Genomic DNA, 14639 nt, shown 5'->3' on the forward strand with positions numbered 1-14639 from the left:
TTTATTGTTTGTTAAATAAATGCCTCATCGGCATCATCAGAATCTTCTCGGATTACATATATTTGAGTTGTTTCACTACTTTCGTGTCCCAATAACTTTTGTGCCGTTTCTAAACTTCTGTGATCATGACAAACAAGATTGGTCGCTCTACTTCGACGGAAGTTATGCGGCGTACATCTACGCCCTACAATTTCTGAAATTTCGCCGATACACCAATCGTTAAATGTTCCTTCTCCGACTTGATGAGTTTCACCATTCTTTTGTTTAATAACAAACATATAAGGACAATCATCTTCTCCACGAATCTCAAGCCATTTCTTTAAAGTATCCATAACATCTTGTCCAAACTGAAGATGACGAACTTTTCCAACAGAACTACGTCCCTTGCAACGAATTTCATGTGTTTTATACGACACTGATTCAACCTCTTGTTCTTTTCCGTTTTCATCAATGATTGTAACCATTTTTCTTTTAGGTGTGTAATTTACAACTTCCTTTAATAATTGTCTTGATTCTGCTCGTCTACAACCTGTTGAATATGTAAATTTTACATACGCAAGCTTTTGCCATTCTTCACGTTCTTCTAAAACTTTACACAAGTGTTCTATTTCCTCTGGAGTTAATGGCTCTTTTGTATAAACCCTTCCTGTTTTGGGAATTTGCATCTCGGAAGTAACATAATTGCGAAATTGCGGATAATCGTCTTCGTAAAAATTTTCAATAAATTTATTAAAAGCACTCACCGATGACTTTTTAAACTTTATTCCCGATTCTGAAAATCCTCTAACAGCGAGCCAATTTAAATATCTTAAAAACTCTTTCTTACGAATTTCTGTACAATTTTTATCATGTAAATTGTTCTTCACCCAAACGAAAAATATCCTCAATGCACTACGATAGGCAATTAAACTTTTAGGCGAAAGATGCACTTGATTGTTAAGATAATCTTCTACCATATCTCGATTGAACTCATTTACTGTTAGCCATTCTTCATCAGTTATTTCTTCTGATCTATTCGCAGGTTTACCATCCATAAAAATCACTTCCTTCCTAAATTAAAACAACAAGTTTAACTAATTTTCTTTTTGACATATGCATTTCTTAGAAATTGTTTAGAATAGTCCAATTCCCCGGTTGTATTTCTGATTTTAACCCAATCAATATTATTCTGATAGAAATGTTCGATTTTCTTTTTTAACTCCAAAGACGGATTGGTCAATATATTTTCAAAATTCTCTCTAGTTAAATCACATGGAAATAAAATAAAATAGATAAGATTATTAGATTTTAATAAAAATTCTTTTTTAAATAATTTTTGTCTATATCTTTCTTTTGATTTACTTCGAGATATAGCTTTGTTAGCATAAAACCAAGTTTTATATTCACTTAAAATACCTGCAATCTCTATGTAAATTATTTTCCCGTCTATGTGTATGACATAATCACAGTTCATATTGCCTTTGTAATTTGGGATAAATGTCGAATACTTTACATCCCTAAAATAATCAATATTGTATTTTAGTCCCTTTTCTTTTAAATATTTAGAAAACATATATTCAAATTGACTCGTAACATGTTCATTGTCTGAAAAGGTGAAATTTATCCCACATCCTTGCTTCCCAAATGAAATGTTATATTGTTCAAATATTTCTGATAATTGTTTAGAGTAATACTTCTTTGCATATTTTTCTAAAGTGTTATAATTACTCCAATTAGAGTGAGCATTGATTTCTCTAGTTGTAATAAAATTTCTTCCATCACTCCTAATAAAATCGCATATAGTGGCAATCATGTCATCAAAATCTTCTTTCGATAATTGTTTATCTATCATTGAATCTATATTTATTTCCAATCCTAAATCCTGTTTCATTTTATTTAAAGAACCCCAAATATTACGTATCATTTGAATGCTTACTTGTCCATACTTATAACCTCTAAAATCATCATACATAAGAGGTCTATCGTATTTCTTTGCCATATCTAATATTATTGCAGTACATTGCTCTTTTGTCATGTGTCTTGTGTAAAGTCCAGCCCATTCTTTAAACGTGTCAATATTATTAACAGTTTTATCAGGACAATTATTTACAAACCATCGTATATTTGGCAATTTGTATTTTTTACAATTATCGCCCTGAGACAGAAGATACAAATTGTTCCCAATTTGCGGATTTTCGTGAATTGCTTTTCTTAATCCTTCAATATATTGATCATAATAATTTACATTAGGAACTGATAATTCATAACAATTTATCTTCGCCAACTCATCATTTAATGTTGTGCCGTATCTTCTAAATCTATCCAACATTGTGCTATATGTAAATGAAAAGCCGTTTTCAATTGTATATTCATTATTTTTAGGAAATCTATTATTTTTATCATAAAAATTTTTTAGTGAATCAATAATATGTTCTTTTGTTAACCCACTAGCATAATCACGATGTTGAACATCACATGTACATAAATACATGCCATTTCTTTCAACATTTTTTCTGTATTTTGAATATTGAATACTCTTAATATTGTTACAATTAGGACAATCGCATTTTACATTAACATATACATTAGATGATTTTGGTAAATCTTTTGCTTTTACTTTTATTGTAGTTCCTTGTGGAATTACCCATTTATAGTTCTTTTTTATTCTTGGCATTATATAGCCAAGTCCTTCATAATGCGTGATTAGTCTATTATTTAATTCTATTTCAACTTCTTCATTTATCAATCCCATAAAATATCCTACCTTTCTTGCTACCATTTGATAATATATAGAATAGGGAAGAGTGGTAGGAACTCTATACAAATCGGTAGCTACTCCGACTTGCCCTATTCTAAATACGTAATTAATCGTCAATCTAATTGAATGACGACCTACTTTCATATTCTCCGTTTCATAAACGAAAAACATAACATTTCGAGCAATCAAGGAATTGAACCTCGACAAAGAAACCATTTTACCCATAGAAAAAGAGTGTGCAATTTCTCACACACTCTCACAATTCATATAGTTCACCAACCGAATATTTCACGAATTCTGTCCATTTCCGCAAAACATTCATCCATATGATTAAGATTATCTCTTGCTCTACCAAGTAAGTCTCTAATCTCATCATCACTCAAATTTGATTTAACAACAACATACTTGCCGTCATCAATATCATCAATCAACTCATCTTCATAGTCTTCTTCAACTTCATCAGCATAATCCACTTCATAAACTTCTGCGTTTTTATTCAAATTACAATGAATTAGTCTTGACGAGCAATCACTGAGAATATATAGTACCTCACTATCATAATTGAAATATTTGTCATTTCTCTTAGCCGGTTCAACGAAAACCTCATACTCGTTGTTGATAGATAAAATATATTCATCATCATACTCAACCACGCCACTCAAACCTATCTCAAGTGATATGAAGTAAACATCATCATAACAAGCCAATTCTTTTATAATTGGTTCAATATCTTCATAATGTCCAATTACCGATATATTCTTAAATACTTTTGACTGATGATCAAGTTCAAATATAATATCATCTGCCAAAGTTTCCATATCATCTACTATGTAATTCTTCATATGTTTAACCTCACTATTATTCGTTGATTTGATCTTTAAATGCTTTCTTGAATTCTGCCTTTGGTGCATACTTTGCTGATATAGCAATAGCTTCACCTGTACGAGGGTTTTTACCTGTTCTTGCTTCTCTATGTACCTTTGTAAACTTTACAAAACCAGTAATATCAACAACACCCTCTGTCAAAATGCCGTCCTTTATAATATCAATAACTGAACCAACAACTTCTGTTGCTGCCTTCTTTGTTACATTGTTCTTTTCTGCATATACTGCAATAATATCATTCTTTTTCATAATTAATTTTCCTTTCGTTCTTTACAATTATTTTTTTTAAATTTAACTCAATAGGGTACTGATACTCCAACGGCTAAAGCACGTTGGGTTCTTATATACACAAACTTCCAAATATACTCGAAAGCATATAAGACTAATCTGTTTCTATAAGACTTTCACTACCAAACTCGCTAACGCTTGTTTAACAATAGCATAAGGCTCGTATCAAAACCTTTTATATATTATCTTTTAAATTGCTATACTACTTAAATTTTTATGTCCAGTTAATCTATCTACTTCCAAATTATGAAGTTGATAGAAATTTTCAAATCGTTCATTACATTTATCAATATCAAAACTCTTTAAATCACTTGCTATATTCATTATTAAGAAAGCTGAATACAAATCTCTTTGCACCTTAATTCCACAAAAATCGTTCCATCTTTGAGACAATGTTTTCTTCTGATAAGTTCCATCAAAATGATTAAATTGACTTGCTTTAGCACTCCAAGTATCTATTTTAATTAAATGCTTATCATAATAAGATAGCTTTCTGTCTATAATTTCTAATAACATCGCAGGTGCTCTGTTAGCAATAGACTTCCCAAATCGTTTCTTCTTTTTAAATCTACCTTGTTCATTCTTTTCTGTCTTTGTAGATTTCTTAGCAAGTCCTGAAAAATTCATTGTTTCAACATAGATATTATCGCCAAGTGATATAATTTGATTAGCCAAGCATTCATGTTGATATTTTCTTACATCTGCTTGTTTACGATTTAATTCCTTTAATTCATTTTGATATTTGATATAATGATTTGATTTATTCCAAGTTACTTTCTTACTACCTTGTTTCTTGATAGCACCATCTTCATTGTAATTATTAGGATTCGTTGCTCTACGACTTCTATCCATTTTTCGTAGTAATCTTCGTTTTTCATTCTCAATATTTTGTACATTATCTGCAAGTTCTAATATCTTTACATCAGTAGAAGATGAATAAGCGATAGTAGAAGTGCCAATGTCAATGCCAACATTGCCTTGTCCTATGCAATGTTTTATTTCACCTGTTTTCGTGTCGATTTTAACTGGTGGATTTCCTTTGAAAACGATTTGAACATAATACTTATATTTATTTCGTACATATTTTCTAACAATACGACAATATGAAATATCTGATTGCATTGCTTGATACTCATAATAGTTATCATAGTCAATGATTACAGGTATTTTTAATCCATTCCATAAAATCATATTATTTTTGAAACGTATGCCAGTCTTATTAGATTTTCCTTCTAAGGAATTAAGATTACCATACTTTTTATAATGTATCTTTTCTCCATTTTCATAGAAAAATTTATCATATGCTTTCCATAAATTAGTAGCTATTTTCTGTGAAGTAAAAGCATCTATATTATCAGAAAAATGTTTTTGCATTTTCTTTACATCTGCATGAAATGAATACTCTGACATACCATATTGTTTTCTTATTTCAGAAATTTCTTTCCAAATAAGTTTATCTTTCTTTTTATCTCCTGATAGTTTCGACATAAGATTTCTATATTTTGTAGTCTTAATCATTTCCTTATACCGCTTTTGTGTCACATTTACTAAGGAATTATAAATCTGTCTGCCAATTTCAAAACGTTTATCTAAAATATCTTCTTGATATTTTTCTGTTTTAAGAGGAAATTGAACTATAAAATTTGCCATTGTATTCACCACCTTCCTAATAATATATTCTCCGTTTAATATCGTTTCTTTTGATTTTCTACATATTTCTTAATCGTTTCGCTACATACATTACCAGCAGTTGAAACAAAATAACTCAATATGTGTATAAAATCAATACATACATACACATAAATATATATACGCTATCCATCCCACACCTAAAGGAGTGGGCTTTTCGATAGATTGTTGTAAAAAACTAGTTTAATTTCAGCGTATATTCGCAAACCTTTCCTTTAGTCTGTTCAAATACCAATAACTTTGCAGAAGCATTAGCACTCTTACGCAAAGATAAAGAGTAACTGTCTATGCCAATGATAGAGCCAACATTTATTACTTCGCTATTTACACCAATTTCTTCTGTCTTATTGTGATGCAAATGACCTGCTAACAAATACTGAATAGGAACATTGTAAATCCTTGAAAACTCATCAATGGCAGTTTTCATATTCTTTACTTCACCATGTATTCCTAAAATAGTATTACAAGCCACTTGTGCATAAATAAATCCAGTAGGATTTTCTATGTAAGTAAAGTTTGGATTGTCTTTTAATCGAGTTTTGATAAACTCAGCAACAACTTTGCCCATATTATCCTCTGTGAAAGTACCTTTTGGTTGTCCAAGCATACGAAGTTCTGAATGATTACCATTCGTAGACTGATATTTAACTCGTACATACTTAGTCAATTCATTCAACCAATTAGAAATGAAATCAGCATACTTAATTGTTCCGTCAACAACACCATATCTCAATTTCATCAACTGTGAAACTCTTAGAATACCATCATTGAAATCACCCATATTAAATACATGGAGAGTATCAATATTTTCTTTATCTATGATTTCAACAGTCTGATTGAATAAATCCCACATTCTTTCTTCAAAGATTTCGGGACTGTAAGCATTTATAATATCACCAAATAATCCCTTTAACTCATATTCAATGCCAAAATGTTCATCACCATACACAAGGGCGAAACCACGAGTGTTATGTTTTGGCTCAATATAAGTGGGAATATCCATAGGTGTGAGAGCAGCAATAGCATTACAAATCTTTTCTGTAATCAATTCATCCCTAGCTTCTTCACGCAACCAACGATTATATTCCAACTTTTCTGTTTGGAGTTTCACCTTTGCCTTGTTCAACTCTCTCTTTTGAAACTCAAGTTCTTTAAGTTGCTCACTTGACTCACTAAACTTACTCTGATTTGCATTTAACATTTTTTGGAAAGATTGAAACTTCTTTCGATATGTACTTTCGCCAAAATCGTTTCCTGTTAATTTATTGATTACCACTGCAACGTCAGACCAAGTTCCTATTATGTCTTTTTGAGAACAAATTCTGTAAATAAGTTCTTCCTCAGTTTCATCTTGAAGTCTTTCAAACTTAATAACGTCCACCGCCCTTACGCTTATTCATCGGCAGGAATATCATTGTCCTGCTTAATCGTAAGAGAGATACCGCTTATATGATTCCAGTCCGCCAACAACTTGTCCAATGAATATACTTTTATATCATCTTTTGTTGTTTCAGTGATTGTCATATCTTCCATATTTATTTCCGCATTCTTTAAAGAAACTGCCTTTGTTATCTTTGCCATATGTCCTTCTTATCCTTTCAAATATAATTTTTTTGCCTTATCAGCATACACATCCTCAATATATACACGACCAGCACCGCCTTTTGTTCTGTAATGCCCTACAACAAAATGTGTTTCAGGGTCAATATAACCATTCGAACTTCTGACGATAATGCCATTTTTAATGAGGATATTCAATTCTTCTTTGGAAACGGGTTTAATTGCCTTTCACTTCTTTCTATTAAATTTGCCACAAAGGGCGTGCATTTCTTTTGTACGTGTGAAATGCTCAATGAAATATCACTTAATGGGGGCAGGTAGACGAATTGCACGTCTATCATAAGATAATGAGTCTTATATGCTACTTTTACACCAACCTGCTATATTTTTGCACAAAAAAAAGAGCCAGTTACTATAACTGACTCTAACTGTATTTTCTTTATTAAATTAAGGTGTATGCCAACTATCATCAATTTCTTTCGGAGCAAAGAAACCTTTTATACAATTTGGATTACGAATACAGATTTGAATATGAGACTGTTCTCGAAATCCAGAGGTCTCATAGATAGGATTGCCTTCTAAGAAAACTCCTCTGACAGAATCATAAGGTCTTAAACCATTATCTTTCATATCTTTATGCAGATCTTCTATAACAGCACAATCCAAATATCGTAATAATAAATCATTGTTACCTTTAACATTTTTATTTTTCGGAGTAGGTTTATCAAGAATAGACATTTTAGCAGTGAAAAGTTCATATTGCAACTTTAACATTTGTATATTATAACTATCAAGTAAATTCAAACAATATCCCAAATCAATCACTGCACCAATTACAGCTGGTTTCTCAATTTTTAATTTAGGATTAGTCATTCCACAAGTAGCCCATTCCCATGCACGTTCCAAATTTTGCTCCCAAAAGTACATTCCATTACCTAACCAATCATATTCATTTGTACTAGGCTTAAATGGTTTATGCTCATATAATATTTTATTAAAAACTTCTTGGTCACAACCATGAAACCCAATAATTATGTTTGGGAGAGTAGAATACATCAAATGAGATTTTTCATTAGTATTATTCATACTGCTATTCCTCGTCACGATAAGGTATAGCCAAATCACCATTCTCATCTAAAATGCCTGCACGTTGTAATTCTTCGATTATTGGCTTCGTTTGTATTCTTTTACCTTCTTTTTTTCTTCGTTCTATTGCTCTTAATTGAGCAAGTCGTTTATTTTGTTGTTTAATAAAGGCATCCGTTTCAGCTCTTTCAAATCTTATAATTCTTTCAATAATTACAGGCATAATATCACCAAATCTTTCATTCTCGCTCGACATACATTCATCTCCTTTAAAATCAATGAATATATTATATGCCGAAAAATATAATTTATCTCTTCCATCTCTATAATACCACAATTTAAAAGAAAATACAAGAATAATTCATTAATAATTAAACTTCAAATTAAAAAGAAACGGGATTGCCACTGGTGAAATATCACCAATGGCTTTGAATTTTTATTCAATTACGCAAATAGTAGTATTATTACTTATAAGCATATTGATTTTACATTCATTAATCCAACAAATGCTTTATAATGAACACAAAACAGACCTTCGCCTTACAAACACAAAATCGTACCAATATTCAGTCATTATCTGCTATAGTCTGAGCAATAAGGAGCTACCTCATTACTTCTATAGCAATGCATTAAGCATCAAGAATAAAGAGGACTGATTACCTCTATCTTTCACCCATGTCATTCAGAAAAGATTTTTTGTTTATAAATTCTTCTATTATATGTGTTTTATTTTAATGTCGATTTGGGCTACTCGGACGATAAACAGGGCTTATACACACATTTCTGCGTATCAACGACACAATTGGCTTATTTGGATTTTCTCTACAATCTTGCACAGTTCCACCTAGCAAGCCTCAAGATTCTTCTCACCGAGTGAGCGTCTATTATACCAACGTCCTGAAATCTACTTTTTGCTGCGATAATGTTTTGCACTTATATTTGTTATTGACAGTTTCCGTCTACTTGATATATCTCACAATATACCAAAAGTACCTACACAAAAGTATCCTTCTATGTCAATACTCAACGTTCATATAATCTCGGCATGGTGACTAACCAATCTGCACCGAGTTATCTTGTGTCCATAACAAAGCATTCGTTGGATTATTTTTACGTTATGTGCCAACAAGACATAATAGCCAAGTCGGCACATAACGACATTTTCAGTTATGAAATTTTCTTATCTTTATGTAATTTCTTTATTTGCCTTTTGAAATAATCTGTAAATTTGACCGACAAACTTAATACTAAATCACTTCCGTCTAAAACAAGATTAGACTTAGATTGTTCACAGGGTATATATTTTGAAGTCACAATCAGTCCAGGAAATATCTTTAATTCGACATAATCACATTCATCACTAATTTTGTCCTTCACAACATCTTCTAATGTATTCAATACTTTGTATATTTCATCAGAAGAATATTCAATTCTTTGATTTATTTCATTTACTATATCTTTTTGATTATAATATTTTTTTTCTTCTTGTATCTAAATCATTCCCTTACAAACTTTCTAAACATAAGAGTAGGGAATGGGGCTAATGAAATTAGTCGTTAATATACCCTCTCCTATGTAACATTAAAATCGCCCTCATATCAAGGGTGAAATCAATAGGTGTTCTGCACAATTTACCCTAAAAATTGCGAATTTTTGATAATTTCACTCGTAATCAAAGTCACTCTTTTGAATTATTTACTTTGATTTTTACAACTCTATATCCAATTCCAAACAAACTTATATCATCACCGTCATCTTCTAATTGTAAAATTTCATCAGAAGATTGAATAATTGCATCCTTAAAACTATCGTTACCACATAAATACAATATCTCTAACAATAAATTCTTAATTTGAACATTTTCTTTATCTTCTATTGAGAAAAGTAATCTATGTAATGTCGAAAAGCCAATAGTCTCGCTTTCGATATCTTGGACTAACATTTCTTTCAGTATACGGACTCGTTCAGCTTTATCCTCTCTCGATTCATTCTCCATTGCATATATAGTTTTACACTCATTAACATGCGATTTTAACAAACTATATATCTTATTGATTTGCTTTTGATTAACTCGGTTATTGCGAACTTTGGAATTATCCAATATTGAAACAAATGGAAGCCAATTTTTCTTATAAGAATTTTTAATTTTAAATCCGTTAACGATAGTTTGCAAATAATCCATAGTTGTATGGTACTTACAATAATGTTTTTTGTCGGGGTTATAATAGCCTTTTTGACGAGAAATATGTGAAAAGAAATGAGGCATTTTCTTTCGTCCTTTAACTAGTGTTCCGTTCTCGTCTTCTTCATATTCTCTAAAAATCGGCTCATATTTCTGACGAAGTTTATCAAGTTCTTTTGAATTATTTATAACAAATTCTTTCTTTGCAGAATCTATTTCCAAACCAGACATAATATCTAATTGACAAATATCATAATACAATTCCTTGATTTCATCATAAGATGCACCATGATACATTCTATCCCATAACAATGAATTAAGTTCTTGCGACAAATTTATAATTTCACCAATCTTATTAACAGATGTTTTGATGTCCAGATCGGCTTGTTGTTCAGGTGTATAGTATCTTTTTACTTTTGTCGCCGAAACGAAAGAGGTTGGTGTCTTAAATAAATGATATTTTTTTTGTGCTGCTTTAATGAGATATTTATTATCAGTTAGCAGAACTGTATCACTATCGAAGTCACAGCCTGACAATTTCTGTAAAACATTTTCGTTTATTGAATTAATACAAACAATCTCATTTGTTAAATTCAAATACTTATCAATCATTTCGCTTGATGTATTATACGGCAACCACACATTGCCGATTGTCACATGTGGACTTCGGCTACCCAATAAAGTCTGATTATACTCAAATCTTGTACTATGTATATTACCAACACCTAATTGACTAACACCTTCAAACTTGCCAATCGAATGTTGTAGCATTTCAATAGGATTTCCAAGTAGGGTAGAGTAGTTGCCATTAACATAAATATGACCATTCTTTAAATTCTTATAATATGAGCGTAACAAGTCTTGTAAAAACTGTTGATAATATTTTGTTTCCGTGAAATTATCATTAATACACATCAAATTGTACACAACATCATTTTTACTTAACATTGGTTGTTTCAATGGTTTCATTTCTTCTATATCAGGATATTTGATATAATATCTTACAACTTCCGGTCTATCCCTTAACATTTGAGCAAAGTCTAAAGAATCTTGTAAAAATTCCGAAACCTCGTCTTTTGACATTTGTAATGTATTCAATAATTGATAATGGGTTTGAACCAATCGACCACCAAAAAAATGTGTCTTTTTATCATGCTTTACTACGCCAAAGTTGGGATATAAGTTATCCAACCAATTGTCCAAAGTATCAAATTTCAAATATTTAATACTATTCGGAGTAGTAATTAACTTTACATCTTCAATCCTTTTAGCTCTTGTACGTCCATTTAATTGTGAAACATCGGTTATATTATTATCTTTAAACCATTGTTGAATATTACAATTAAAACAACAAGACTTAAACATTAGGTTTCTCAAAAGAACCATTCCATAATCCGAATAATCCCCAAACAATGATATATCCATAAGAGATTGCCCATCCCAAATGCTATTGACAATTTCACAATTTTTTTCAGATGTAGTCAACCAGCCATTTTCATCATGTGTTTCAACGACGTTTTCTCTAAATATGTTATCATAATCATCTATGACCAATATATTCTCTGGACTAATAGGAAGAGTATCAATAATACTACTTGACGGCAAGGCAATATAACTTTCATATGCAGCCAAATCTATTTCTTGACCGTATTTCGGTTTTATCGTTCCTGAACTGAACTTCAAAATTGGCTTAAATAAGACTTCATCAATAAACAAACATTTTCCAACTCTTGCCGAGCCGGTTGAGCGTTTCATTCGACAATACTTTGTTCCGTTGCAAATAAAACCCGTTTTATATAGGTCCTTTCTCAATTGAGAATTTGTTTTAATTGTACGAGGTTCACCTTGTTTAACATATTGAAGATGAATCCAAAATGTATTTTTATCTTTTTTATCTCTTATTTTAACTTCTTTTGCTTTGAACGGTTTTGGTACTTCAATAGGTCTATGTACATCTTCGTTTAATATAATTCCTACAATTTCACCATCTTGATTCTTCGCAATGCAATCTTGAAATATCAAATCATGATAATTATATCCAAATTTAACGAAAGTGTTTTTGTTCATCTGATTCCACTCTTTTACGGAGTATTTAAACGTGATATTAATAACTTTCGTAGTGTATTTGTGTTTCTTTATAGTAAAGCCAAAGTCATTTCGTCTATACTTTTTATAATAAATATTTAACAATTCAATCAAATCTAAGCTAAAGTCCAAAGAATTGATGAACTTTCTCAAATTATAATGCCCATCTTGAAGTTTTAAATTATATCCATCAGGGTCATTCTCGATATAATGTGATGCCAAGTATATATCTTTAGCATCAATGCTTGGTATGTAAAACTGTACTTCGTTTATAACCAATCATCACCTTTCGTATATTTATGATTCTTTATTTTTGTGATTTCTAATTACAGAAGTTTGCTTTTCGCAACTCCTATTAAAACTTTCGTCTGCTCTTATTCTGTCAGCTATATCTGACATACTATGAAACATTCGTGTATTTGTTTCAAAATCTGAGGAATAAATTTTTCCTGCAAATTCCGAAGGGTCTGGTATGTATCTATCAGTTATCATGTGTTATTTGTATTTTCCTTTCTTAATTACATAATTTCTTGATTTTTACTTAGACAAATGATATAATTATAATTGTCTAGATATTTTTTGCGTTGTTTGCCATATTCCTCCTGCTAGATAAAGGAGGAGCTTAATGACGATATGTCGAGACATATTATATTTGATATTGCAAATCCTAAGATTTGCTAACAATCATATTTATATAACATTATTGATTCTATGCATATTTACAATGTTTCTGATTATTTGCAAATTTCATCATAGAAACAACATAGACGGGACTTGCAATATTGAATATAATCACGGTGACATTCACTTTTCTTTTAAGTATAAGTGTCGTCACTAAGAAGGGAGTCTCCGTATTTTTACGGAGGCTTTCTTTGGTTGTTGGGATAGGGAATAGAGGAGACATTTATATATTCTCCTTGCATTTTGAAAAAGAACGAAATTAATGTATTGTGTTCATTTATGTTACACATCGCCGCCTTTCTAAAATTTTTAATGCTGTCGTTATCTACTAAGAAAATTAATCATTCGTATGCTTTCTTATACCCCCTATAATATTCTCCCAATATCTTTACCAATGACACTTTGTCTTGTATTTCTGCGTAAAGTCTCATGATTGTATCATCTGAAAATGTCACTTTGTATCTATTCATTTAGTTTTCCTTTCTTAATATATTATTCTCCGTGAGAAAACGAATTTTGATTAATCTTTATAATTGCCGGTCAACTCACCAAAAGATTCAACATTGTAAATTTGCAACATTTTATAAATCGCCCATTCAATCTCTTGTTCATAACCCTCTTTATTAAGGACATATATATTGGGAGTATTTTGTGGTGGTTGAGAAGGGTCTGGTTGAATACTTCCGACTTCTTTTTTTATAAGAAGTGGTTGTTTATCATCAACATTAGAAGTCAAATATGAAAGACATTGATTAAGCGTATCTTTAGACATTGACAAATCTTTAGCCATAGATTGTATGCTTTTCCAAAAAGCTTCTGGTCGAGTTTCGGGATTGTACATAGTTTCCTCATTGTCGTTTTTCTTTGGACGGATATATATGTATGAGTTGATATAAAGAAATGCCATTAATATATTCTCTTTATTAATACTCGATTCGCCCATCATTATAAAATCCAATTGAGATGAAGTGATTTTTGAAAAATTTTCAGTTGCATCGAAATTTTCTGGAATGATTTTGATTTCTATTCCCGTATCATATCCAATAGAATCTAAATCTTGCTTTACTTCAATCATTTTATTGTTAATCATATATTCCAATACATCCAAAATATCATGAAAAGCTTTAGGTTTCCGTTTTGTAGTCTTATAACCATAAAACTCTAATATTTTCCGTATGGTTATCCAGCTAAAATCTTCGTATGACCTATATCTGTCTATGAGAATATACGTAATGTAAAATTTTCGACTTATTCCGTATTTTGTTTTTATATTTCCTTGTACATAATCATTGGGGAAACGAGTAAAATATTCTGATTTAGTATTCATGAATTTTCTCCTTTGTTTAATATTCTATAGTTTGGTGATAAACCTACGAGAGTTCGGGAAAGGCTACTTTCATATACGTCAATTTTTTTGAAATGTGAATTTTGAGGCTACCATGATGT

Annotated in this window: 13 protein-coding genes and 1 pseudogene; all 14 read right to left on the bottom strand. The window is 30.8% G+C overall.

Annotated features, from left to right (window positions below; all coding sequences use genetic code 11):
* Nucleotides 1-11 precede the first annotated feature (11 nt).
* The 14 genes and pseudogenes from LKE05_RS10135 to LKE05_RS10200 all read right to left on the bottom strand — a co-directional run bounded on the left by LKE05_RS10135 (nucleotide 12) and on the right by LKE05_RS10200 (nucleotide 14520).
* Nucleotides 12-1034 carry a tyrosine-type recombinase/integrase gene (locus LKE05_RS10135; RefSeq protein WP_308456756.1) on the bottom strand — a complete coding sequence of 341 codons (1023 nt, stop codon included), beginning with the start codon at nucleotides 1032-1034 and terminating at the stop codon, nucleotides 12-14.
* 35 nt (nucleotides 1035-1069) lie between these two features.
* Nucleotides 1070-2962, bottom strand: coding sequence for a hypothetical protein (locus LKE05_RS10140; RefSeq protein WP_308456757.1), 1893 nt, complete (start codon nucleotides 2960-2962; stop codon nucleotides 1070-1072).
* Between the two features lie 47 nt (nucleotides 2963-3009).
* Nucleotides 3010-3579 carry a hypothetical protein gene (locus tag LKE05_RS10145; RefSeq protein WP_308456758.1) on the bottom strand — a complete coding sequence of 190 codons (570 nt, stop codon included), beginning with the start codon at nucleotides 3577-3579 and terminating at the stop codon, nucleotides 3010-3012.
* Nucleotides 3580-3595: 16 nt separating this feature from the next.
* The gene (locus tag LKE05_RS10150; protein WP_308456759.1) at nucleotides 3596-3871 is read right to left on the bottom strand and encodes an HU family DNA-binding protein; all 276 of its coding nucleotides are present in this window, start codon (nucleotides 3869-3871) and stop codon (nucleotides 3596-3598) included.
* A 228-nt stretch (nucleotides 3872-4099) separates the two neighbouring features.
* A complete protein-coding gene (locus tag LKE05_RS10155; RefSeq protein WP_308456760.1) occupies nucleotides 4100-5560 on the bottom strand; it encodes a transposase in 1461 nt (486 codons plus the stop codon).
* Nucleotides 5561-5595: 35 nt separating this feature from the next.
* Nucleotides 5596-5676 (bottom strand): annotated as a pseudogene (locus LKE05_RS10160) (IS200/IS605 family transposase); the annotation flags it as partial.
* Nucleotides 5677-5777: 101 nt separating this feature from the next.
* Complete coding sequence (locus LKE05_RS10165) at nucleotides 5778-6980, bottom strand: hypothetical protein (RefSeq protein WP_308456761.1); 1203 nt, start codon at nucleotides 6978-6980, stop codon at nucleotides 5778-5780.
* 11 nt (nucleotides 6981-6991) lie between these two features.
* On the bottom strand, nucleotides 6992-7180 hold the full coding sequence (locus tag LKE05_RS10170) for a YonK family protein (protein WP_308456762.1): 189 nt from the start codon (nucleotides 7178-7180) through the stop codon (nucleotides 6992-6994).
* Between the two features lie 9 nt (nucleotides 7181-7189).
* Nucleotides 7190-7357, bottom strand: coding sequence for a hypothetical protein (locus tag LKE05_RS10175; protein ID WP_308456763.1), 168 nt, complete (start codon nucleotides 7355-7357; stop codon nucleotides 7190-7192).
* Nucleotides 7358-7606: 249 nt separating this feature from the next.
* Nucleotides 7607-8245, bottom strand: coding sequence for a hypothetical protein (locus tag LKE05_RS10180; protein WP_308456764.1), 639 nt, complete (start codon nucleotides 8243-8245; stop codon nucleotides 7607-7609).
* Between the two features lie 4 nt (nucleotides 8246-8249).
* The gene (locus LKE05_RS10185) at nucleotides 8250-8501 is read right to left on the bottom strand and encodes a hypothetical protein (protein ID WP_308456765.1); all 252 of its coding nucleotides are present in this window, start codon (nucleotides 8499-8501) and stop codon (nucleotides 8250-8252) included.
* Nucleotides 8502-9412: 911 nt separating this feature from the next.
* A complete protein-coding gene (locus LKE05_RS10190; protein ID WP_373367878.1) occupies nucleotides 9413-9643 on the bottom strand; it encodes a hypothetical protein in 231 nt (76 codons plus the stop codon).
* Nucleotides 9644-9923: 280 nt separating this feature from the next.
* Complete coding sequence (locus LKE05_RS10195) at nucleotides 9924-12791, bottom strand: hypothetical protein (RefSeq protein ID WP_308456766.1); 2868 nt, start codon at nucleotides 12789-12791, stop codon at nucleotides 9924-9926.
* Nucleotides 12792-13713: 922 nt separating this feature from the next.
* Nucleotides 13714-14520, bottom strand: coding sequence for a hypothetical protein (locus tag LKE05_RS10200; protein WP_308456767.1), 807 nt, complete (start codon nucleotides 14518-14520; stop codon nucleotides 13714-13716).
* Nucleotides 14521-14639 lie beyond the last annotated feature (119 nt).

The sequence above is a fragment of the Hominilimicola fabiformis genome, from assembly GCF_020687385.1.
GTDB lineage: Bacteria > Bacillota > Clostridia > UBA1381 > UBA1381 > Hominilimicola > Hominilimicola fabiformis.